At 67.1% G+C, this 22,834-nt stretch carries 19 protein-coding genes and 1 pseudogene; 19 read left to right on the top strand and 1 reads right to left on the bottom strand.

The genetic code is table 11. From position 1 onward, the window contains the following. Positions 1 to 108: 108 nt before the first annotated feature. The 3 genes from rpsB (at position 109) to FB548_RS06115 (ending at position 3,632) form a co-directional block, all read left to right on the top strand. Complete coding sequence (gene rpsB / locus FB548_RS06125; protein ID WP_142123818.1) at positions 109 to 912, top strand: 30S ribosomal protein S2; 804 nt, start codon at positions 109 to 111, stop codon at positions 910 to 912. Between the two features lie 129 nt (positions 913 to 1,041). Beyond that, entirely contained in the window at positions 1,042 to 1,920 is an 879-nt protein-coding gene (gene tsf, locus FB548_RS06120) for a translation elongation factor Ts (protein ID WP_142123817.1), read from the top strand. Positions 1,921 to 2,138: 218 nt separating this feature from the next. Further along, positions 2,139 to 3,632: a GGDEF domain-containing protein gene (locus FB548_RS06115; RefSeq protein ID WP_142123816.1), complete on the top strand. Its 1,494-nt coding sequence runs from the start codon at positions 2,139 to 2,141 to the stop codon at positions 3,630 to 3,632. A 12-nt stretch (positions 3,633 to 3,644) separates the two neighbouring features. Here the strand turns inward: FB548_RS06115 and FB548_RS06110 are convergent, their stop codons facing one another. Beyond that, positions 3,645 to 4,340, bottom strand: coding sequence for an AIM24 family protein (locus FB548_RS06110; protein ID WP_142123815.1), 696 nt, complete (start codon positions 4,338 to 4,340; stop codon positions 3,645 to 3,647). Positions 4,341 to 4,405: 65 nt separating this feature from the next. Between FB548_RS06110 and FB548_RS06105 the strand changes: the two genes are divergently transcribed. From FB548_RS06105 to dnaE, 16 genes and pseudogenes are all read left to right on the top strand, one after another. Further along, positions 4,406 to 4,762: a cupin domain-containing protein gene (locus FB548_RS06105; RefSeq protein WP_142123814.1), complete on the top strand. Its 357-nt coding sequence runs from the start codon at positions 4,406 to 4,408 to the stop codon at positions 4,760 to 4,762. A 53-nt stretch (positions 4,763 to 4,815) separates the two neighbouring features. Next, positions 4,816 to 5,541: a UMP kinase gene (gene pyrH / locus FB548_RS06100; protein WP_142123813.1), complete on the top strand. Its 726-nt coding sequence runs from the start codon at positions 4,816 to 4,818 to the stop codon at positions 5,539 to 5,541. Between the two features lie 230 nt (positions 5,542 to 5,771). After that, on the top strand, positions 5,772 to 6,701 hold the full coding sequence (locus FB548_RS06095) for a cation diffusion facilitator family transporter (protein ID WP_142123812.1): 930 nt from the start codon (positions 5,772 to 5,774) through the stop codon (positions 6,699 to 6,701). 77 nt (positions 6,702 to 6,778) lie between these two features. Continuing rightward, a complete protein-coding gene (frr, locus tag FB548_RS06090) occupies positions 6,779 to 7,336 on the top strand; it encodes a ribosome recycling factor (protein WP_142123811.1) in 558 nt (185 codons plus the stop codon). Positions 7,337 to 7,344: 8 nt separating this feature from the next. Continuing rightward, on the top strand, positions 7,345 to 8,103 hold the full coding sequence (gene uppS, locus FB548_RS06085) for a polyprenyl diphosphate synthase (RefSeq protein ID WP_142123810.1): 759 nt from the start codon (positions 7,345 to 7,347) through the stop codon (positions 8,101 to 8,103). Continuing rightward, entirely contained in the window at positions 8,100 to 8,960 is an 861-nt protein-coding gene (locus FB548_RS06080; protein WP_142123809.1) for a phosphatidate cytidylyltransferase, read from the top strand. The genes uppS and FB548_RS06080 overlap by 4 nt, the downstream gene beginning before the upstream one ends. Positions 8,961 to 8,962: 2 nt before the next feature. Continuing rightward, positions 8,963 to 10,150, top strand: coding sequence for a 1-deoxy-D-xylulose-5-phosphate reductoisomerase (locus tag FB548_RS06075; RefSeq protein WP_142123808.1), 1,188 nt, complete (start codon positions 8,963 to 8,965; stop codon positions 10,148 to 10,150). A 13-nt stretch (positions 10,151 to 10,163) separates the two neighbouring features. Continuing rightward, entirely contained in the window at positions 10,164 to 11,528 is a 1,365-nt protein-coding gene (gene rseP / locus FB548_RS06070; protein ID WP_142123807.1) for an RIP metalloprotease RseP, read from the top strand. 122 nt (positions 11,529 to 11,650) lie between these two features. Then, on the top strand, positions 11,651 to 14,131 hold the full coding sequence (gene bamA / locus FB548_RS06065; RefSeq protein WP_142123806.1) for an outer membrane protein assembly factor BamA: 2,481 nt from the start codon (positions 11,651 to 11,653) through the stop codon (positions 14,129 to 14,131). A gap of 112 nt (positions 14,132 to 14,243) precedes the next feature. Beyond that, positions 14,244 to 15,263: a UDP-3-O-(3-hydroxymyristoyl)glucosamine N-acyltransferase gene (lpxD, locus tag FB548_RS06060; RefSeq protein ID WP_142123805.1), complete on the top strand. Its 1,020-nt coding sequence runs from the start codon at positions 14,244 to 14,246 to the stop codon at positions 15,261 to 15,263. Further along, entirely contained in the window at positions 15,263 to 15,718 is a 456-nt protein-coding gene (gene fabZ, locus FB548_RS06055) for a 3-hydroxyacyl-ACP dehydratase FabZ (protein ID WP_142123804.1), read from the top strand. Before lpxD ends, fabZ begins: the two co-directional genes overlap by 1 nt. Before the next feature lies 1 nt (position 15,719). Beyond that, entirely contained in the window at positions 15,720 to 16,508 is a 789-nt protein-coding gene (gene lpxA / locus FB548_RS06050; RefSeq protein ID WP_142123803.1) for an acyl-ACP--UDP-N-acetylglucosamine O-acyltransferase, read from the top strand. 17 nt (positions 16,509 to 16,525) lie between these two features. Beyond that, positions 16,526 to 17,689: pseudogene (lpxB, locus tag FB548_RS06045) on the top strand (lipid-A-disaccharide synthase); the annotation flags it as partial. A 147-nt stretch (positions 17,690 to 17,836) separates the two neighbouring features. Continuing rightward, on the top strand, positions 17,837 to 18,442 hold the full coding sequence (gene rnhB / locus FB548_RS06040; RefSeq protein WP_142123801.1) for a ribonuclease HII: 606 nt from the start codon (positions 17,837 to 17,839) through the stop codon (positions 18,440 to 18,442). 142 nt (positions 18,443 to 18,584) lie between these two features. Further along, positions 18,585 to 19,001 carry a hypothetical protein gene (locus tag FB548_RS06035; RefSeq protein ID WP_142123800.1) on the top strand — a complete coding sequence of 139 codons (417 nt, stop codon included), beginning with the start codon at positions 18,585 to 18,587 and terminating at the stop codon, positions 18,999 to 19,001. Positions 19,002 to 19,185: 184 nt separating this feature from the next. Continuing rightward, positions 19,186 to 22,743 (top strand): DNA polymerase III subunit alpha, encoded by a 3,558-nt coding sequence (gene dnaE, locus FB548_RS06030; protein WP_142123799.1) that lies wholly within the window; start codon positions 19,186 to 19,188, stop codon positions 22,741 to 22,743. Positions 22,744 to 22,834: the final 91 nt, after the last annotated feature.

Here is a 22,834-nt window from a genome sequence, read left to right as displayed (position 1 = left end):
GTTCGGACACGGAAGCCGCAGGGAGGCCCAACCCCGGAACCCCGCCCTCACCGGCGCCGTCCTCCCTATGAACCGGACGGTGGGTTCCCCTTCGATGGAGTTACTGCAATGCCCCAAGTCACCATGCGCCAGATGCTGGAAGCCGGCGTCCATTTCGGCCACCAGACCCGCTACTGGAACCCCAAGATGGCGCCGTACATCTTCGGTGCCCGCGGCAAGATCCACATCATCAACCTCGAGAAGACCGTTCCGCTGTTCAACGACGCGATGAACTTCATCTCGGGCGTCGCGCAGAAGCGCGGCACCATCCTGTTCCTGGGCACCAAGCGCAGCGCGCGTGAGGCCGTGAAGGAAGAAGCCGAGCGTTGCGGCATGCCGTTCATGACCCAGCGCTGGCTGGGCGGCACGCTGACCAACTTCGCCACCGTGAAGAAGTCGGTCGCCCGCCTGAAGGAACTGGAAGCCGCCGAAACCGACGGCACGTTCGAGAAGCTGGTCAAGCACGAAGTGCTGGGCCTGCGCCGCGAGCGCGAAAAGCTGCTGGCCTCGCTGGGCGGCATCAAGGAAATGAACCGCCTGCCGGACGCGCTGTTCGTCATCGACATCGGCCATGAAGATATCGCCATCAAGGAAGCCAAGAAGCTCGGCATCCCGGTGATCGCGGTGGTCGACTCCAACTACGACCCGGCCCTGGTCGATTACGCCATCCCCGGCAACGACGACGCCATCCGCGCCGTGCAGCTGTACGCCCGTGCCGCCGCCGACGCCGTGCTGGAAGGCAAGGCCGCCCAGCCGAACGCCGCCAGCGTGCGCGAGGAAGAGTTCGCCGAAGGTGGCGACGACAAGGGTGCCCGTCGCGCCCCGGCCAAGAAGGCCGCCGGCAAGAAGTCCGACGAAGCCGCCGCCGAGTAATCCGGCTGCAACGCCGCCGCGCCATGCTGCGCGGCGGCTCCCTTCCCTACCGCGCGACCGTGTCGCCGGCCGGGAAACGATACGACGGACTCCATTCCGTCCACCGAATTCGCTAACCGAGGTAATCCCGTGGAAATCACCGCTTCCCTGGTCAAGGAACTGCGCGAGCGCACCGGCGCCGGCATGATGGAGTGCAAGAAGGCGCTCACCGAGAACAACGCCGACATCGACGCCGCGGCCGAGTGGCTGCGCAAGTCGGGCCTGGCCAAGGCCGACAAGAAGGCCGACCGCGTCACCGCCGAAGGCCGCGTGGCCGTGGCCCAGGACGGCGGCAAGGCCGTGCTGGTCGAGATCAACTCCGAGACCGACTTCGTTGCCAAGGATGCCAACTTCATCGCCTTCACCGACGCCATCGCGCAGGCCGCGCTGACCTCGGGTGCCGCCGATGTCGAAGCGCTGAAGAGCGCCAAGCTGGCCTCGGGCGAGACCGTCGAGGAAGCCCGCGCCGCCGCCATCGCCAAGCTGGGCGAGAACATGCAGATCCGTCGCCTGGTGGCCATCGACAGCGCCAACAACGTCGCGGCCTACGTGCACGGCGGCAAGATCGGCGTACTGGTCGAGGTCAAGGGCGGCGATGCTGAACTGGCCCGCGGCCTGGCGATGCACATCGCCGCGATGAACCCGCCGCACAACAAGGCCGCCGACGTGCCGGCCGAGTTCGTGGCGAAGGAAAAGGAAATCGAACTGGCGAAGATGTCGGACAAGGACAAGGCCAAGCCGGCCGACATCCTGGAGAAGATCATCTCCGGCAAGATCAACAAGATCGTCAACGAAGTGACCCTGTACGGTCAGCCGTACGTGCTGGACAGCGACAAGTCGGTCGAGCAGGTCGTGAAGGCCGCCGGTGCCGACGTGGTCGGCTTCCAGCGCCTGGTGGTCGGCGAAGGCATCGAGAAGGTGGTGGAAGACTACGCCGCCGAAGTCATGAAGCAGGCCGGGCTGGCGTAAGCCTTTCCCTCAGCTTCGACGGAAAAGCCGCGGGGAACCGCGGCTTTTTTGTTGCCCGCGTGGCTGTCGGGAGCGAATGCCGCTGCGCACGCCGTGACCGTTGGTCGACCACGACTCAAGTTTGCACGTTTCGTGCCGAAACTGGTTTCAAACGCGACACTTCGTCGCGCGTTGCCGGCATCCTGCCGGCAATCCCCACCTGCGTGGCCCGCACCCGGATGCGTCCCGAACTCGAAGCCCTGCTGCTGAATTGCCGCAACCTGCCCAGCCCGCCCGGCGTTGCATTGCGGATCATCGAGCTCGCGCAGGATCCCGACGTGGTGATGGCGACGGCCGCCGATGCGATCGGTCTGGATGCGGCATTGAGCGCGCGCATGCTGCGCATCGCCAACTCCCCGCTCTACGCCAGTCGCCGCAGGGTGGAGAACCTGTCTCAGGCGCTGACGGTGCTGGGCCTCAATGCCACGCTGACCTTGGCATTGGGGTTCTCGCTTGCCCACTGCCGCAGCGGCAACCACCCGGCCGCGCAGGAGCGCGTCTGGCGTCGCAGCGTCATCGCCGCATTGGCCAGCCGGGTGCTGGGCCAGCATTCCGGCATCAGCAAGGTGGAAGAGCTGATGCTGGCCGGGCTGCTGCAGGACATCGGGGTGCTGGCCCTGCTGGAGGTCCTGGGCGATGACTATGCGCGGCTGGCCGAACGCGCCGTGGGCAATGCCGAACTGCTGGCAGCCGAGCGCGACTGGCTGGGGTGCGACCACGCCATGGTGGGCGGCTGGTTGGCACGGCAGTGGAACCTGCCTGCGCTATTGAGGGAAGCGATCATCGAGAGCGAGATGCCCGCGTCGGACACCCCGTTCAATGCGTGCGTGGCCGTGTCCGGCCACATTGCCGACATCTGGCTGGCTGGAATGGATCAAGCGCGAACGGAGGAAGCGCATCGCCACGCGGCGATGCAGGCCGCCACGCGGCTCGGGATCGATTACCCGGGGTTTCTCGCCCTGACCGAGGAGATGCTCGTGGCGCTGCCCGAGATCTACGCATTGTTCGACGTACCCCCCGCCCCACCCGCCCGCATCCAGGCTTTGCTGGACCAGGCACGCGAACTGCTGGTCGTGCGCAACCTGCGCGAAATCCAGGACGCAGCGCGTGCCCGCAAGGAAGCCAACGAGCACGAAGACCGTGCGCGTCGGTTGGCGGAGGAAGTGCGGCGCGACCCGCTGACGGGGGCATACAACCGCAGCCAGCTGGAAGAAGTACTCGAGAAGGAGTTCGACGCCGCCACGCGGCACGGCTGGCCGCTGTCGATCGCCTTCATCGACCTGGACGACTTCAAGCAGGTCAATGATCGCTGGGGGCACCTGGTTGGCGATGAAGTGCTGCGCAATTTCGCCAAGGCGCTGATGCGCCAGGTGCGTAGCAGCGACATCGTCGCCCGCTACGGCGGCGAGGAGTTCCTGGTGGTATTGCCGGGCATCGGCGAAGAGGCCGCCGCCCAGGTCGTGCGGCGCATCCTGTCGGAAGTGGCCGACGTGGCAATGGCCGATGTCGACGGCCAGCCACTGCACATCACCTTCTCGGCGGGGCTGGCCACGCAGGGCGCACTGGAACAGTTCCGCCACGTCGATGACCTGCTTCGCGCGGCGGATGAAGCGCTGTATGGCGCCAAGCGCGAAGGCCGCAACCGGGTATCAGTGGGCGCCATCGGTCCCTGACGGGCGTCGTGGCTACGGCCTCGGCTGCAGCGCCACTTCCTCGTAAGGCTGTACCACCACCCAGCCGTCGCCCGCGAAACGCAACTGGATGCTCTCGCCCGACCCGCGCCCCAGCAGGGTGCCGAGCGAAATATCGGTGATGATTTCCGGCGTCAATCCGCCCGACCATGCCACGGTGGCATTCGGGTCCGTGAACACGGGCCCGGTCTGCGCATTCACCGGCAGCGTGAGGGGCTCGTAGTGCGACGTGATGGCGACGATGCCATGTCCGCTCAGGCGCACGTTGAACAAGCCGCCCGAGAGCATGCCCGCCACCTTGCGCATCATCGTGATGCGGCTTTCGATGCCGGATTCGACCGCCAGCACGTCGTTGCCATTGACGAAGATGGCTTCGCCCGCCAGCCGCAGCAGCGTGATCCGCTTGCCGGCATCGGCCAGGTAGACGCGCCCCTGCCCCTCGATCTTCATCAGCTGCATGCCTTCGCCGCTGACGGCCTTCTTCAGCAGGTTGCCCAGCCCCTGCTCCAGCACGCCCTGCCGGGTGAACTTCACTGCACCCTTGCGCGCGACCATCGCGCCGGCCTTGGCCCAGACCAGGCCGTCCAACCGTACCTCCAGCAGGTGCGGACTCTCCAGTTCGAAGGCTTCCGGACTGGCGTCCTTCTCCCGTGACGAGGCGAGGAATTCCTGCAGAGTGCGCACGCTCATGGTCGTTTCTTGATGGCTGCCGAAAGGGAGGGTCATCATAGCGGCCCCACTCCCAGGTGCCGCCCATGCCCCGCATCGTTGCCGTATCGCACACGCCGGATGACGCCACACGCGCACCGGTCGCCGCCGAACGCCTGGTCGAAGGCACGCCGCTCCAGGCCGTCGCCAATGCGTATTCCACGCAGGACGCGCGGTTCCACTGCGGGGTATGGGAGGGTGGCGTGGGCACTTGGCGCGTGCACTACACCGAGCATGAGTTCTGCCACCTGCTCAGCGGGCGCGTGCGCCTGCGCGGCGACGATGGCAGCGAGGTGCTGCTGGAGGCAGGCCAGAGTTTCGTCGTGCCGGCGGGCTTCACGGGCACGTGGGAAGTGCTGGAAACCGCGCGAAAACTCTACGCCATCTACGAACCCGGCGACTGAGGGATGGCCACTCGGCTAGAATTGCCGCGTTTGCCCCCTCGCCGAGAAACCCCATGCCCGCTCCCCTCGTCTATCGCCGCATCCTGCTCAAACTGTCCGGCGAAGCGCTGATGGGGGCCGAAGACTACGGCATCGACCCGGCGGTCATCACCCGCATCGCCCGCGAGATCATCGAGGCACGCGACGCCGGGGCCGAAGTGGGCCTGGTGATCGGCGGTGGCAACATCTTCCGCGGCGCCGGCCTGGCCGCAGGCGGCATGGACCGCGTCACCGGCGACCAGATGGGCATGCTGGCCACGGTCATCAACGCGCTGGCCATGCAGGACGCACTGGAAAAGCTTGGCGCCAAATGCCGCGTCATGAGCGCCATCAAGATCAACGACGTATGCGAGGACTACATCCGACGCCGCGCCATCCGCCATCTGGAAAAAGGCCGCATCGCGATCTTCGCGGCCGGCACCGGAAACCCGTTCTTCACCACCGACTCCGGCGCCGCGTTGCGTGCGATCGAGATCGGTGCGGACCTGCTGTTGAAGGCCACCAAGGTCGACGGCGTCTACGACAAGGACCCCAGCAAGCACACGGACGCGGTTCGCTACGACCAGCTGACATACGACGAGGTGATCGCACGCGACCTGCAGGTGATGGACACCGCCGCCTTCGCCCTGTGCCGCGACAGCGATGTGCCGCTGCGCATCTACGATCTGTCCGTGCCCGGCAACCTGATGCGCATCCTGCGCGGTGAGCATGTAGGCACGCTGGTGAAAGGCCGCGGCTGAGATTCCGGTGGGAGGGGCTTCTGCCCCGACGACGGAAAGAACGTGTGGCCAGGCTCGAATGGGCATGCGGCGGCGCGTTTCACCCCCCATCCGATCGACGTACCGCGCACCTTTTCGCACATGCTGGATCGCGGGCGAAATAGAGTCTGGGGCTGAAGCCCCTCCTGCAAGCACATCCTCTCTTCCGCTGTAATAGTGTCCGGCCACGCCTGCCGGCACCCTGTGGTCGCATGGGACACGGACACCACCACGGCCACGGGGCGCATGCCCATCCGCAGGCATCGACCACGCGCACCTTCGCGTGGGTCACCCTGATCAACCTTGCCTACACCGCCATCGAGGCAGGCTACGGCTTCCATACGAACTCGCTGGCACTGCTGTCGGACGCACTGCACAACCTCGGCGACGTGCTGGGCCTCGCCTTGGCCTGGGGCGCCGCCGCCCTGGCCGGACGCCCGCCGCGCGGACGCCATACTTATGGCTGGCGACGCGCCACGCTGCTGTCGCCACTGGCCAACGCGGTCCTGCTGGTGGTCTTTTCCGGCGCGCTGGGCTGGGAGGCCGTCCGGCGATTCAGCGCCCCACCCGAAATTCCCGCCACGCCTGTCATCCTGGTCGCCTCGCTGGGCATCCTGGTCAACCTGGGTGCCGCCTGGCTGGTGAAGGATGGCCATGCGCACGACCTCAACAAGCGGGGGGCCTTCCTGCACCTGATGGCCGACGCCGCCGTGTCGCTCGCTGCGGTGCTGGCTGGTGTCGGCATGGCCACGCTGGGTTGGGCCTGGCTGGATCCGGCCACGGCGCTGCTGATCGCGGTCGTGGTGGCGGTCGGGTCGTGGGGACTGCTCCGTGCCAGCTTCGATGCGGCCATGGACGCCGTGCCGGCCAGCGTGGACCCCGATGACGTCCGCCGCTTCCTGCAGGAACAGCCCGGCGTCTCGGCCGTGCACCACCTGCACATCTGGTCGCTGGGCGCCAACGAGATCGCCCTGACCGCGCACTTGGTGCGTGCGCAGGAGGACGACCACGATGCCTTCATCGACGCCACCGTGCACACGCTGGACCATCGCTTCGGCATCAACCACGCCACCCTGCAGATCGAACGCGGTGGGGCATGCGGCCATGACCTGCACGATGCGGCGCCGCATCATTCCCACTGATCCGTGCGCGGCAGGTCGGCAACGGCACCGAATCGCCCTATAATCGGCCGTTTACAGGCTTTGCAACGGAAAGGGCGATGCTCAACGACATCAAGAAAGACGCGCAGGCGCGCATGACCAAGAGCATCGAGGCGCTCCGCCATACGCTGGTGAAGGTCCGCACGGGACGCGCTTCCACGGCCCTGGTCGAGCACTTGAAGGTCAACTACTACGGGTCGGACATGCCGCTGAGCCAGGTCGCCACCGTGACCGTCTCCGACTCCCGCTCGCTCACGATCACGCCGTGGGAAAAGCAGATGGTCAGCGCGGTCGAGAAGGCCATCCTGGCATCCGACTTGGGCCTGACCCCGAATACCGCCGGCACCACCATCCGCCTGAACCTGCCGGCGCTGACCGAAGAACGCCGCAAGGAGCTCTCCAAGGTCGTCCATGGCGAAGGCGAGGACGCGAAGGTGGCGATCCGCAACATCCGCCGCGATGCCAACCAGCAGGTCAAGGACCTGTTGAAGGACAAACAGATCACCGAGGACGAGGAACGTCGTACCGAGGACGAGATCCAGAAGCTGACCGACAAGTCCATCAAGGACGTCGACGACGTGGTCAAGGCCAAGGAACAGGAACTGATGGCGGTCTGAGGACTGCCATGTCCCCTGCCGTCCCCGCGTCCGTGCCCCGCCATCTCGCCGTCATCATGGACGGCAATGGCCGGTGGGCCGAACGCCGCCGCCGCCCGCGCGTGATCGGCCATCGCGCCGGCGCGCGCGCGGTCAATACCTGCATCGATTTCTGCCTGGAACGCGGTATCGGCGCGCTGACCCTGTTCGCGTTCTCCAGCGAAAACTGGGGGCGCCCCGAGGAAGAAGTCGGTGCGCTGATGAAGCTGTTCCTCAATGCGCTGGACCGCGAGGTCGACGAACTGCACCGGCGCGAGGTGCGTGTGCGCTTCATCGGCGACCGCACGCGATTCTCACCCGACATCCGTGCCCGCATGGATGCCGCCGAGGCATTGACCCGCGGCAACACGCGACTGCACCTGATCATCGCGGCCAGCTACGGCGGGCGCCAGGACATCGCCCACGCGGCGCGTGCACTGGCCACCGAAGTCGCGGCCGGACGCCTGAGGCCCGAGGACATCGACGAAGCAACGCTCGGCGCCCACGTCGCACTGGCCGACCTGCCCCCGCCCGACCTGTTCATCCGCACCGGCGGCGACCATCGCATCAGCAATTTCCTGCTGTGGCAGTTGGCCTACACCGAACTCTGGTTCACCGACGTGCTGTGGCCCGACCTGGACGCGACGCTGCTGCAGCGCGCCCTGGACGACTTCGCGCAGCGCGAGCGCCGCTTCGGCCTGACCAGTGCGCAGATCGCCAGCGGCACCCACGAGGACACAACCGCATGAGCACGCCCAGCGCCACCCGCACCCGCGTCATCGCAGCGCTGGTGATGGCGCCCTTCGCCATCGGCGCGATCCTGCTGCTGCCCACGTCGTGGCTGGTGATGCTGGCGGCGCTGGTGTTCCTGGTGGGGCTGTGGGAGTGGTTCAAGCTCGCCGAGATAGACGACACCCTGCAGCGCACCGTGCTGCTGACCGCCAACCTGCTGCTGATGGTGCTGCTGGTGTGGGCATCGCGCGGATCGACCGATCTGGTCCCCTTGCGCCTGATGGCTCTCGTGGGCGCGGTGTGGTGGCTGCTGGCCCTGCTGTGGCTGCGCTTCTTCCATTTCGCGTCCGATCACGAGACATGGGCGCGCGTGTTCAAGCTGGCCGCCGGCACGCTGGCCGTGGTGCCCGCCTGGTGCGCGCTGGGCCTGATCCACTCCTCCGAGCCGAACGGACACATCTGGTTGTTCGTCGCGCTGGCCATCGTCTGGGCGGCCGACAGTGGCGCGTATTTCGCAGGGCGCCATTTCGGCGGCCGCTGGTTCCGCGGCAGGAAGCTCGCTCCGCGCATCAGCCCCAACAAGACGCTGGAAGGGCTGCTCGGTGGCCTGGCAGCGGGCATGCTGGTGGCGGGCGTCGGTGCACTCGTCGCCGGTGTGGGCGTGGCGCAGGTGCCCGGCGTGCTGCTGGTGGCGGTGTTCACCGTGCTGTTCTCGGTGGTCGGCGACCTGTTCGAAAGCCTTCTCAAGCGGCATGTCGGCGCCAAGGATTCGGGCGACGTGATCCCCGGCCATGGCGGCGTGCTGGACCGCATCGACGGGGTGCTGGCGGCACTGCCCATCTTCGTGCTGGGCAAGGAAGTCTTCGGGTTCTGAACATGGCCGCGCACGCACAACGCAACGTGGCGGTCCTCGGCGCGACCGGCTCCATCGGCGCATCGGCGCTGGATGTCGTCGCACGCCACCCCGAGCGTTATCGCGCCAGTGTGCTTGCCGCCGGCAGCAGTGTGGATGCGTTGCTTGCGCTGTGCATCCTGCACCGCCCGGACCATGCCGTCGTCGCCGACGAAAGCCAGTTCGCACGCCTGCGTGACGGCCTGTCCGACGCCGGACTGGCGACTCGCGCACATGCCGGCGCTGCCGCCCTGGATGCCCTGGTGTCCGACCGGGGCTGCGACATCGTCGTGGCTGCCATCGTCGGTGCTGCCGGGCTGTCATCCACCCTGGCAGCGGCCCGCGCAGGAAAACGCCTGCTGCTGGCCAACAAGGAATCGCTCGTCCTCGCCGGCGAGCTGATGACCGCCGCCGCGGACGCCGCTGGTGCCGAGATCATCCCGATCGACAGCGAGCACAACGCGATCTTCCAATGCCTGCGTTCACGACAGGCTCAGGGCGAGGTCGCCCGCATCGTACTGACGGCGTCGGGTGGCCCGTTCCGCGGGTGGAGCCGAGAGGATCTCGCCCACGTCTCGCGAGAACAGGCCGTCGCCCACCCCAAATGGTCGATGGGCCCTAAGATTTCGGTCGACTCGGCGACCCTGATGAACAAGGGGCTGGAACTGATCGAGGCCCATCACCTGTTCGGCGTGGAGCGCGAACGGCTGGACGTACTGGTGCATCCTCAGAGTCTGGTGCACTCCCTTGTGGAATTCGTCGATGGTTCCACGCTGGCGCAGCTCGGGTTGCCCGACATGCGTACGTCGCTGGCCGTGGGATTGGGCTGGCCGGACAGGATCGCATCGGGCGTGCCCGGCCTGGACCTGTTGCGGCATCCACGGCTGGACTTCGAGGCGCCCGACCTGGATGCCTTTCCCTGCCTGCGGCTGGCCTGGCACGCAATGAAGGCCGGCGGCACGGCGCCAGCGGTCCTGAACGCTGCGAACGAAGTCGCAGTTTCAGCCTTTCTTCAGGGCCGGATCGGTTTCCTATCCATTCCTGCGCTGGTCGAGGATGCCCTCGCCGCGTTGCCCGCAACGCCGGCCGATTCGCTGGATGCGCTGCTGGAAGCGGACGCGCAGGCACGCCGACTGACCGAACGCAACCTCGCAGGCCACCTCTCCCCATGAGCGCCGACATCCGATGAGTGACGTGCTGGGCTCAATCTGGTGGATGATCGTGGCCCTGGGCGTGCTGGTCACGTTCCACGAATTCGGCCACTACTGGGTGGCGCGCCGCTGCGGCGTGAAGGTGCTGCGCTTCTCCGTGGGATTCGGCAAGCCGCTGTGGTCGCGGCGCGACCGCCATGGCACCGAGTTCGCCCTTGCCGCCATCCCGCTGGGCGGCTACGTCAAGATGCTGGACGAAGCCGAGGGCGACGTTCCCGCCGCGCAACAGGACCAGGCGTTCAACCGCAAGTCGGTCTGGCAGCGCATCGCCGTGGTCGCCGCCGGCCCGTTGGCGAACGTCCTGCTCTGCGTCGTCCTGCTGTGGGCCATGTTCGTGCTGGGCAAGCAGGACTACTCGGCCACGCTGGGCAGCGTGAGCGGCATCGCTGCCGACGCGGGCTTCATGCGCGGCGACAGGATCGTCCGGATCGGCGACCGCAAGATCGATACCTGGACCGACGCCTCCATCGTGCTCACCAAGGCCGCCATCGATGGCGATGACGTTCCGGTCGAAGTGGAAACCGTCTCCGGCAGCCAGCTGACCCGTACGCTGCCGCTGTCCCGCTTGGCGGTCGGGTTCGACCAGGAGAACGCCATCGGCCTGAGCGGGCTGGTCTGGCGACACTGGATGACGCCGGCGGTCATCGGCAAGGTCACCCCGGGCTCGGCCGCCGATGGCGTGCTGCAGGTCGGCGACGTGGTGACGGCCGTGGATGGCCAGCCGGTACACGGCTTCAACGACATCGCCACCCAGGTCGATGCCTTGGGCAAGCGCGGAGGGGCGGCCATGATCGAAGTCGATCGTGCCGGTGAGCGCCTGGCCTTCGAGCTGGCGCCGCGCCGGACCCGGCATCCCGAGGCAGGCCAGGGCGACTACTGGGCCCTGGGCCTGGCGCCCCCCACGAAGGTGCAGATGCCCGGCTACGACGCCACGCTCCACTACGGCCCGGTCGCCGCCATCCCGGCCGCCCTGCGCGAAACCGGCAAGCTGACCGCGGACTCGCTGGGCATGATCCGCCGGATGCTCACCGGGGACGCCTCGCTGAAGAACGTTTCGGGCCCCATCACCATCGCCCAGGTCGCCAACGTATCCGCCAAACGCGGGCCGGATTGGTTCCTCTGGTTCCTGGCGGCCATGTCCCTGAGCCTGGCTATCATCAACCTGCTGCCGATTCCCGTCTTGGACGGCGGCCACCTGCTGTATTACCTTATTGAATTGGTCAAGGGCAGCCCCTTGAGCGAGCGCCACATGGTGGCTGGACAATATGTGGGCCTGGCCGCGCTGGCGGGCCTGATGGGACTGGCGTTCTACAACGACATCCTGCGTCTGGTGACCTGATGCCCCTGAACTTTTCCGGGCTGGCCCGCTCCAAGTCGGCCTGCCCCTTCCTGGCGACACCCCGGACCGCGGCCCTGCGATCCACCCCTGCCCTGCAGGAATCACCCCAACCGGATGTAATGATGACGCGACTGCCTTCCCGCCGCCTGATTGCCCTCGCCCTGGCTTCGGCCATCGCCATGCCGGCACTGGCCCAGACGACGGAACCCGCCGCCGCACCTGCAATGGCCGAACCGCTGGGCAGCGCGTCCTTCACCGCCACGGACATCCGCATCGATGGCCTTCAGCGCATTTCCACCGGCACCGTCCTGACCTACCTGCCGATCGAGCGGGGCGACCAGGTCACTTCGGCCGGCGTGTCAGAGTCGATCCGCGCGCTGTACAAGACCGGCTTCTTCGAGGACGTGAAGCTGGACCGCCAGGGCGATATCCTGGTGGTGACCGTCACCGAGCGCCCGGCGATCAACAAGCTGACCCTCACCGGCAACAAGGACATCAAGACCGAAGACCTGCTGACGGGCCTGAAGGACATCGGGCTGGCCGAAGGCGAGACCTTCGACCGCCTGAGCCTGGACCGCGTCACCCAGGAACTGGTGCGCCAGTACAACAACCGCGGCAAGTACAACGTCGAGATCACGCCCACGGTCAGCCCGCTCGACCGCAATCGCGTGGACGTGACCATTGCCGTCAAGGAAGGCAAGGCGGCCAAGATCAAGCACGTCAACGTGATCGGTGCCGAGAAGTTCCCCGCCGAGGACCTGCTGGAGAGCTGGGAATCCAAGGAAAGCACCTGGCTGTCCTGGTACCGCCGTGACGACCAGTACTCGAAGGAGAAACTGTCGGGCGACATGGAGCGCCTGAACTCCTGGTACCTGGACCGTGGCTACGTGGACTTCAGCATCGACTCCACCCAGGTTTCGATCAGCCCCGACAAGCGCGACATGTTCATCTCCGCCGGCATCACCGAAGGCGAGCAGTACAAGATCTCCGACGTGAAGGTCACCGGCGACACGGTGCTCCCGAAGGAAGAAATCGAAAAGCTGGTGATCGTGAAGCCGGAGCAGACCTTCTCGCGCATCCTGCTCGAGATGACATCCGACACCATCACATCGACACTGGGCAACATCGGTTATGCGTTCGCGCAGGTGAATCCGATCCCCACCATCGATCGCGAGAACCGTACCGTCGCGATCAACCTGCAGGTGGTGCCCGGGCCGCGCGTCAACGTGCGCCGCATCACCTTCAAGGGCAACACGCGCACGGCGGATGAAGTGCTGCGCCGCGAGATGCGCCAGTTCGAAGGCAGCTGGTTCTCGCAGGTGGCCGTGGACCGCTCACGCGTGCGCCTGCGCCGCCTGGGCTACTTCGAGACCGTGGAAGCGGAAACCACGCCCGTACCGGGCACGACGGACCAGGTCGACGTGGTGTTCAACGTGAAGGAAACCACCTCGGGCAGCTTCGTGTTCGGCCTCGGGTATTCGCAGCTGTCCGGTCTGACCACCTCGATCCAGTTGTCGCAGAACAACTTCCTCGGCGGCGGCAACCGCGTGTCGGTGGAAGCGCAGCGCAGCGACTACCTGCAGCGCTACTCGTTCTCCTACACCAACCCGTTCTTCACCGACGAAGGCATGTCGCTGGGCTACAACCTGTGGTGGCGCGAGTTTGATTACTCGGACTTCAACACCGCCCAGTACTCCACCACCAGCGCTGCGGCACAGGGCATCCTGGGCCTGCCAATCTCCGAAAACGACACCGTCTCGCTGCTGTTCGGCGTCGACAGCAACGAGATCCTGACCTTCGGCGGCTCCACGCCGCAGGCGATCATCGACTACATCGATGCCGTAGGCCAGCGCACCTTCCATGCCTGGCGTGCCGAGCTGGGCTGGGCGCGCGACACGCGCAACGACTACTTCATGCCCACGGGGGGCACCTACCAGCGCATTTCGGCCGAAGTCGCGCTCCCGGGCTCCACCGTCGAGTACTACAAGCTCAACTACGAGTTCTCGAAGTACTGGTCGCTCAGCCCCGCTTTCGTGCTGAACACCCGCGCCGAGATCGGCTACGGCGACAGTTACGGCTCGGACATCTACCGATACATCTGCCGCGTCAACGGTTCCGACCCGCAGATCCCGGGCCAGGGGACCACGACCCCGCCGACGGCGGACGGCACTTGCGCCGATGGCGGCACGCTGGACAGGACGCTGGTGGCGACCGGCCTGCCGTTCTTCGAGAATTTCTACGCGGGCGGCACGCGGTCCGTGCGCGGTTTCCGCGACAACACGCTGGGCCCACGCTCGGAGGTGATTTCCGGCTACCGCGGCCAGCCGTTGGGTGGTTCGCTGAAGACCACCGGCTCGGTCGAATTGATCTTCCCGAAGCTGTTCGACTCTAACGCCGCGCGCGTTGCGGCGTTCTTCGACTTCGGCAACGTGTTCGACGGCGTGGACAACTTCGATGCCGGCGAGCTGCGCGCATCCACCGGTATTTCGCTGCTGTGGCGTGCGCCGGTCGGCCCGATCTCGATCAGCTACGCCTTCCCGATCAAGAAGGAAGACGGCGACGAGCTGGAACGCCTGCAGTTCACCTTCGGCGGCGCGTTCTGATCCCAGCGTCCATGCGGGCGATGCGACGGGGGGCGCAAGCCCCCCGTCTGCTGTCCACCATACGCCACCGTGAAAGCGGTTCGCGGGCCGCAGGGGCTAAACTACGCGCCCTATGACCTCCCCATCCTTTACCGCTGGCGAGCTGGCCGAGCGCTTCGGGCTCGAACTGCGCGGCGATACGGACCTCCGCATCCACGGCGTGGCCACGCTGGCGAGGGCCGACGCCGGACAGCTCGCCTTCCTCGCCAATACCCGCTATCGCGCCCAACTGGCGGACAGCCGGGCCAGCCTGGTCGTATTGCGGGCGGACGATGCCGATGCCGCAACCGGCGCCGTCCTGATCGCCAAGGACCCCTACGCCGCCTTCGCCCGCATGGCCGCGCTGTTCGAGAGCAAACCGGACCGTGCACCGGGGGTGCACACCAGCGCCGTGGTCGATCCGACCGCACGCATCGCACCGGGCGCCCATGTGGGTCCGTTCGTCACGGTGGGCGCGCGCAGCGTCATCGGCGAAGGCAGCGTGCTCGGGCCCGGCTGCATCATCGGTGAGGACTGCGTGGTCGGCGACGGTTGCGAACTGATCGCGCGCGTCACCTTGGTCACGCGCGTACGCCTGGGCCAGCGCGTGCTGATCCATCCCGGCGCGGTGATCGGCGCTGACGGCTTCGGGCTGGCGATGGACGGCGGCCACTGGATCAAGGTGCCGCAGCTCGGCGGCGTGGTGATCGGCGACGACTGCGAGATCGGCGCCAACACCACCATCGACCGTGGCGCGCTGGACGACACGGTGCTGGAAGAGGACGTGCGCCTGGACAACCAGATCCAGATCGGCCACAACGTCCGCATCGGCGCGCATACCGCGATGGCGGGCTGCAGCGCCGCCGCCGGCAGTGCGCGCATCGGCCGCTACTGCCTGATCGGTGGTGCCGCCGGCGTGCTGGGCCATCTGGAGATCTGCGACCGCGTGGTGATCACCGCGATGTCGCTGGTGACCAGTTCGATTACCGAACCCGGCGAGTACTCCAGCGGCACGCCGCTCACCGACAACCGTACCTGGCGCAAGAACGCCGCCCGCTTCAAGCAACTGGACGCCTTGGCACGACGCGTGCTGGCGGCCGACAAGGAAACCTGATGACCCTGGACCTGCAACTGCCCGTCGACGCGGCCACCATCCGCCAACTGCTGCCGCACCGCTACCCGTTCCTGCTGGTGGACCGGGTGGTGGAGTTCGAGAAGGACAAGCGCGTCCTGGCCTACAAGAACATCACCCAGAACGAACCCTTCTTCACCGGCCATTTCCCGGACCGTCCGATCATGCCGGGTGTACTGATCATCGAAGCGCTGGCGCAGGCCGGTGGCTTGCTGACGCAGCTCTCGCACCAGGGCGATACCGCCGGCCGCATGTTCTACATGGTGAAGGTGGAGAACGCGCGCTTCACCCGCATGGTGGTGCCGGGCGACCGCCTGGACCTGGACGTCACCCTGAAGCGACTGATCCGCAACATGGCCTTCTACACCGGCGTGGCCTCGGTCAACGGCGAACAGGTCGCCTGCGCCGACGTGCTGTGCGCCGAGGACACCCGCTGAGATGAGCGCCCCCACGGCCATCCATCCCAGCGCGGTCGTCGACCCCGGCGCGACGCTGGGCGAAGGCGTGCGCGTCGGCCCGTTCGCCTACATCGGCCCGGAAGTCGAGATCGGCGACGGCACGGTGATCGGTCCGCATTGCTCCATCACCGGTCCCACCCGCATCGGCCACGAGAACCATTTCGTCGGCCATGCCGCGATCGGTGGCGACCCGCAGGACAAGAAGTTCAAAGGCGAGCGGGTGGAACTCGTCATGGGCGATCGCAACCAGGTGCGCGAGTTCGTCACCGTGAACCGTGGGACCGGCACCGGCGGCGGGATCACCCGTGTCGGCAGCGACAACATGCTGCTCGCCTATACGCACGTGGCGCACGACTGCATCGTCGGTAACCACTGCGTGTTCTCCAACAACTCCACGCTGGCCGGCCACGTCACCATCGAGGACTGGGTGATCATGAGCGGCTTCGCGGGCGTGCACCAGTTCTGCCGGGTCGGCGCCCACGCATTCATCGGCATGGGCGTGCTGCTGAGCGGCGATGTGCCGCCGTTCACCATGGTCGCCGGCGACGCCGCCGGCCGGCCGCGCGGTATCAACAGCGAGGGCCTCAAGCGGCGCGGCTTCGATGCCGGGCGCATCGCGGCCATCAAGCGCGCCTATCGCACGCTTTACGTCGCCGGCCTGCCGCTGGCAGAGGCCAGGCAGCAATTGGCAGAACAGGCCCAGGCCAGCGATGACGTGAAGGCGCTGCTGCACTTCATCGACAGCGGCGGCCGGCCGTTGCAGCGGTGATGGAAGCGACACCCGCGGCGCAGCCGCTGCGCATCGCGCTGTGCGCGGGCGAGGCGTCCGGCGACGGTCTGGGTGCGGGGCTCGTCGAAGCGCTGAAGCAACGCTTTCCGCATGCCGAGTTCGCGGGCATCGGGGGCGATGCGATGCGCGCCGCCGGCTGCGACACCTGGTTCGACGCGAACGAACTCGCCGTGATGGGCTTGGCCGAGGTGTTGCGCCACCTGCCGCGCCTGCTGCGCCTGCGCAAGGCCTTCCGCCAGCGCGTGCTGAACTGGAAGCCGGACGTCTATATCGGCATCGACGCACCCGACTTCAACCTCGGTATCGAACGCTGGCTCAAGGCCCGTGGCGTGCGCACCGTGCACTACGTCAGTCCCTCGGTATGGGCGTGGCGCGAGAAGCGCGCCGAGAAGATCGGCCGCAGCGCGGACCGCGTGCTCTGCCTGTTCCCGATGGAGCCGCCGATCTATGCGCGTCACGCCGTGGACGCGCGCTTCGTCGGCCATCCGATGGCGGACGAGATCCCGCTGGATCCCGATCGCGTGTCCGCGCGCACCGCACTCGGCCTCGCGCCCGACGCCCTCGTGCTGGCGGTGTTGCCCGGCAGCCGCCTTGGCGAGATCGCAAGGCTTGCGCCGGACTTCTTCGACGCGGCACGCCGGGTGGCCGCGCATATCCCGGACCTGCAGATCGTCGTGCCAGCGGCCAATGCGGCTTGCCGCCAGGCGCTGGAAGCACAGTTCGCCGCGCACGGTGCCGACGCCGCGTGGCACCTGCTCGACGGACGTGCGCGCGAGGCGATGATCGCCAGCGATGTGGTCCTGCTCGCCTCCGGCACGGCGACTCTGGAGGCCATGCTGTGCAAGCGGCCGATGGTGGTGGGCTACCGCATCGCGCCGTTGACCTACCGCATCGTCAAGTGCCTCGGGATGCTGAAGGTGGAGCGGTATGCGCTGCCCAACGTGCTGGCGGGGGAAGACATCGCGCCGGAACTGATGCAGGACGATTGCACGCCGGAGCAGCTGTCGGACGCTGTCCTGCGCTGGTTCCGCGAGCCGAAGGCCGTCGCGGCCCTGCAGCCGACCTACCAGCGGTTGCACGAAAAACTCCGTCAGGATGCATCCGCAAGCGCTGCTGCGGCAGTCGCGGAATTGATCGCCCCCTCTGTAGGAGCGACGTGAGTCGCGACCGCAAACCATGACTGCCCCGACGCCTTCATCGCTCGCCGCAGAAGCCACCGCTTCATTCCTGCTGGCCAGGAGAAGGGTTTGCGTGAATGTCGTTCCCACGGTCGCGACTTACGTCGCTCCTACAGGGGGCGTCGCGCGATGACCGCGGCCTCGCTGTTCCCGATGCCCGACGTCCGCCTTGTCGCAGGCGTCGATGAAGCCGGCCGCGGACCGCTGGCGGGCCCGGTCGCCGTCGCCGCGGTGATCCTGGACGCGTCACGCCCTATTCCCGGCCTCAACGACTCCAAACAACTCAGCGAAGCGAAACGCGAGGCTCTGTTTCCCCTGATCCAGGAGCGCGCGCTGGCGTGGCACGTGACCTTCGTCGAGCCCGCCGAGATCGATCATCTCAATATCCTGCAGGCCACCCTGGAAGGCATGCGCCGTGCCATAGCCGCGCTCCGGCCACTGCCGGAACTGGTCCGCATCGACGGCAACCGCGCCCCGAAGGGTCTCGACTGCATGGCCGAGACACTGGTCGGCGGCGACGCGATCGAACCCGCCATCATGGCAGCGTCGATCCTGGCGAAGGTGTCGCGCGACCGCCTGATGGTGCAGATGCACGCGGACTTCCCGCAGTACGGATTTGCCGTGCACAAGGGCTATCCGACGCCAGCGCACCTGCGCGCGCTGGCGGAATACGGGCCGTGTCCCCACCACCGTCACAGCTTCGCCCCGGTGCGGGCCGTTCTCGCGCCACGATAGTCGCGGGTGCGCCCGGCGGCGCATGACCCACGGCACCCTGTCCATGGTCACGATGGCTTCCTGCAGACGCGCGCGCATGTGCGGGCAGGCAGCATGGTCACGCGGTCCCGCCCCCGCCGGGACCGGCCCCACGAGGCTTGTCATGACCCAGTCCACCACATCCCTGTCTTCCCCTTCCCCGCCTTCCACCGCACATGCCATCGACGACGAACGCCTGCAGCTGCTGCGCTGCATGCTGGCCGACCGCGACTGGACGCATGACCCCGTCCTACGCTCCCGCCTGCAGCAGGCCATCGCCGCGCTGGGCGCGCCCACCGCGATCCCGATGGATGAAGCCACCTGGACCCTGATCGCCGACGAGACCGCCGGCTACCTGGATTTCCGCCGGCTGCGCAATCTCGAAGCCCAACTGCGCGGCTGCCCGCGGGATGCGCTGCATTTCACCCGCGCCGACTGGGAAGTCCTGCGCGTGACCGAAGCAGCGCTGGAGCACCAGCTGCGCCACGTGCGCGACCGCAGCTATGCGCCGGAACCGGTGCCGCTGTTCCGCATCCACTGATCCGGTAGTCGTCCGCGCATCCGTACGCGAGCCATCCCACCCGAGCCCTCGGGTTTTCCCCTGAGCCGTCCCCCCGGACGGCTTCTTTTTTCACTGTCGCGGACATTCCGTCGACCCGGGAAAGTCAAGCCTTGCCCCTCCCCACCGGCGCCGGTACGCTGCCCCGACAGCCTTCCGAGCCGGCATGTCCTCCCGTTTCGTCCACCTGCGCCTGCACACCGAGTTTTCGCTCGCGGATTCGATCATCCGCGTGCCCGAGAAACCGGACCACGCCGATCCGAAGAAAGCCAAGCAGCCCAATCTGCTGAGCCGCGCGGTCGAACTGGGCATGCCCGCGCTGGCGGTCACCGACCGCAACAACCTGTTCGCGCTGGTTAAGTTCTACAAGGCCGCCGAAGGCGTCGGCATCAAGCCCATTGCGGGCGCCGACGTGATGGTGGCCGATGGCAGCGATGCGCCGTGGACGGTGACGCTGCTGTGCCGCGACCGCGAGGGCTACCTCTCGTTGTCGCGCCTGTTGTCCCGCGCATGGATGGAAGGCCACCGCACCGACGGCGTCGCCATCCATCCGGATTGGCTGCGCGCCGACCATGAGGGCCTGTTCGCAATCATGGGCCGGCAGAGCATGGCCGGCCGCTTGGCCCACGGCGGGCGCCATGACCTGGCCGAGCAGCACCTGGCCGACTGGCAGCGCAGCTTCCGCGACGACCTGCATCTGGAACTGACCCGTACGCAGCGCGACGGCGAAGAAGCCTTCAATGCGTTCGCCCTGCATGCCGCCGCTGCACGCGGCCTGCCGGTGATCGCGAGCAATGACGTGCGTTTCCTGTCACCGGACGGGTTCGAGGCGCACGAGGCGCGCGTATGCATTTCCTCCGGCCGCGTGCTGGACGACCCCAAGCGTCCGCGGGACTACAGCGCCGAGCAGTACATGAAGTCGGGCGAGCAGATGGCCGCGCTGTTCGCCGACGTGCCGGACGCCATCGACAACACGCTGGCGCTTGCGCAGCGCTGCAACATCGAGATGCGGCTGGGAACCTACTTCCTCCCGGCCTATCCGGTGCCGGACGACGAGACGCTGGACAGCTGGATCCGCAGCCAGTCGCACGCCGGACTGAAGGCGCGCCTGGAGAAGAGTCCGCTGGCACCCGGCCACACGCGCGCGGACTACGAGCAGCGGCTGGATTTCGAGCTCGACACCATCTGCAAGATGGGGTTCCCCGGCTACTTCCTGATCGTGGCCGACTTCATCCAGTGGGGAAAGAACAACGGCATCCCGATCGGCCCGGGCCGCGGCTCCGGCGCAGGTTCGCTGGTGGCGTGGGCACTGCAGATCACCGATCTTGACCCGTTACCTTACGGCCTGCTGTTCGAGCGTTTCCTCAACCCGGAACGCGTGTCGATGCCCGACTTCGACATCGACTTCTGCATGGACCGGCGCGACGAGGTAATCGACTACGTCGCGCGCAAGTACGGTCGCGACCGCGTCAGCCAGATCATCACCTACGGCACGATGGCGGCCAAGGCGGTGGTGCGCGATGCCGGCCGCGTGCTCGGCTACCCGTACGGCCTGGTCGACGGCGTGGCCAAGCTCATCCCCAACATCCTGGGCGTATCGCTGAAGGACGCGATGGGCGAAGGCAGCAGCGAGATGGCCTCGCAGGAGCTGATCGACCGCTACCGCGACGAGGATGATGTCCGCGACCTGATCGACCTCGCGCGCCAGCTGGAAGACCTCACCCGCAACGCCGGCAAGCACGCCGGCGGCGTGGTGATCGCACCGTCGCCGCTGTCCGACTTCTGCCCGCTGTTCGCCGAACACGACGAAGACGGCCGCGGCAAGAATCCGGTCACGCAGTTCGACAAGGACGACGTGGAAGCGGTCGGCCTGGTGAAGTTCGACTTCCTGGGCCTGCGCACGCTGACGATCATCGATTGGGCGGTGAAGGCGATCAACCAGCGCCACGCACGCGCGGGCCTGCCGCCGGTGGACATCACCACCATCCCGCTGGACGACGCCAGCGTGTATCGCGACGTGTTCGCCAATGGCAACACGGGCTCGGTTTTCCAGTTCGAATCCTCGGGCATGCGGCGCGCGCTGAAGGAAGCCAAGCCCGATCGCTTCGAGGACCTGATCGCGCTGAATGCGCTGTACCGCCCCGGCCCGATGGACATGATCCCGTCGTTCGTCGAGCGCAAGCATGGACGCGAGGAGTTCGATTACCCCGACCCACGCACCAAGACCATGCTGGAAGAGACCTACGGCATCATGGTCTACCAGGAGCAGGTCATGCAGATGGCGCAGATCGTCGGCGGCTACTCGCTGGGTGGCGCCGACCTGCTGCGCCGGGCAATGGGCAAGAAGGTGCCAGCCGAAATGGCCAAGCACCGCGAGATCTTCCGCGAGGGTGCCGCGAAGGGCGGCGTGGACGAGCGCAAGGCCGACGAAATCTTCGACCTGATGGAGAAGTTCGCCGGTTACGGCTTCAACAAGTCGCACGCCGCCGCGTACTCGCTGGTCGCCTACCAGACCGCGTGGCTGAAAAAGCACTATCCCGCCGAATTCATGGCGGCCACGCTGTCGTCCGACATGGACAAGACCGACAAGGTGGTCGGCTTCCTCGACGAGGCGCGCGGACTCCGCCTGACCATGCTGCCGCCGGACGTCAACCATTCCGATTTCATGTTCGTCGCCACCGACGCCCGCACGGTCCGCTACGGCCTGGGCGCGGTGAAGGGCGTCGGACAGGGCGTATGCGAGAGCATTGCCGAGGCGCGCCGCGACGGAGGGACATTCCGCGACCTGCTGGATTTCTGCAAACGCGTCGATTCCTCGAAGCTCAACAAGCGGGCTCTGGAAGCGCTGATCAACGCCGGCGCGCTGGACGCGCTGGGCCGCAATCGCGCGTCGCTGGCGCTGCAGTTGCCGGAAGTCCTGAAGGCCATCGACCAGATCAGCAAGAACCGCAGTGCGGGCATCGTCGACATGTTCGGTTCCAGCAGTGGCGGGGACGATATCCACGTCGATCTGCCCGAAACCGACGAATGGCCCCTCACCCAGCTGCTGCACGGTGAGCGCGAGACGCTGGGACACTACCTCAGCGGCCATCCGATGGATCCTTATCGCGAGGACCTGCGATCGCTGGTCGGCAACGACCTGGGCAATCTGGACGCGATCTGGGCCAACCAGTCGCCCGGCGAGAAAAAAGGCTGGCGGCCCGAAGTGTCCTGCGTGATCGCGGGTCAGGTAGTCGGGGTGCGACGCAAGGGGGACAGCCAAGTCTTCGTGCAGGTGGAGGACGGGTGCGGTCGCATCGAATGCAGCGCGTTCTCCGACGCGCTGGCCGAGTTCGGTCCGCTGTTGACGCGCGATCGCGTGCTGGTCATCAAGGGCGGCCTGCGCGAGGACGAGTTCAGTGGCGGCTACAGCCTGCGCATCCGCCAGGTATGGGACTACACCCAGCTCTGCCAGCAACACGCGCAACGCCTGCAACTTCGCCTGGACCTGCGCGTGCCCGGTCTGTGGCAGCGCGTCGATGCCCTGCTTTCGCGGCACCGGCCCGGCGGTACGCCGTTGCGGCTCGACCTGTTGATGGCTGCGGGCACGACCGCCATCGCCGGCATGCTGGACCTCAATGGGCAGAAGGCCGTGCGCGTGGACACGGAGCTGCTGGACGCGTTGCGCGCCCTGCCCGGCGTACGCACGGCCAAGCCCGCGTTCCATCGGCCCTGGACCCACTGACACAGCGCGTGCGCCGCATCACGGCCCTACACCCCCGTACGTGACCGTCCGGACGCTTCGGCTACACTTTCCCCCTTTCCGGCCCCTGGCC

Origin of the sequence: Pseudoxanthomonas sp. 3HH-4 (genome assembly GCF_006716465.1) — a bacterium.
Lineage (GTDB): Bacteria > Pseudomonadota > Gammaproteobacteria > Xanthomonadales > Xanthomonadaceae > Pseudoxanthomonas_A.
This window is presented reverse-complemented; position numbering and strand designations above follow the sequence as displayed.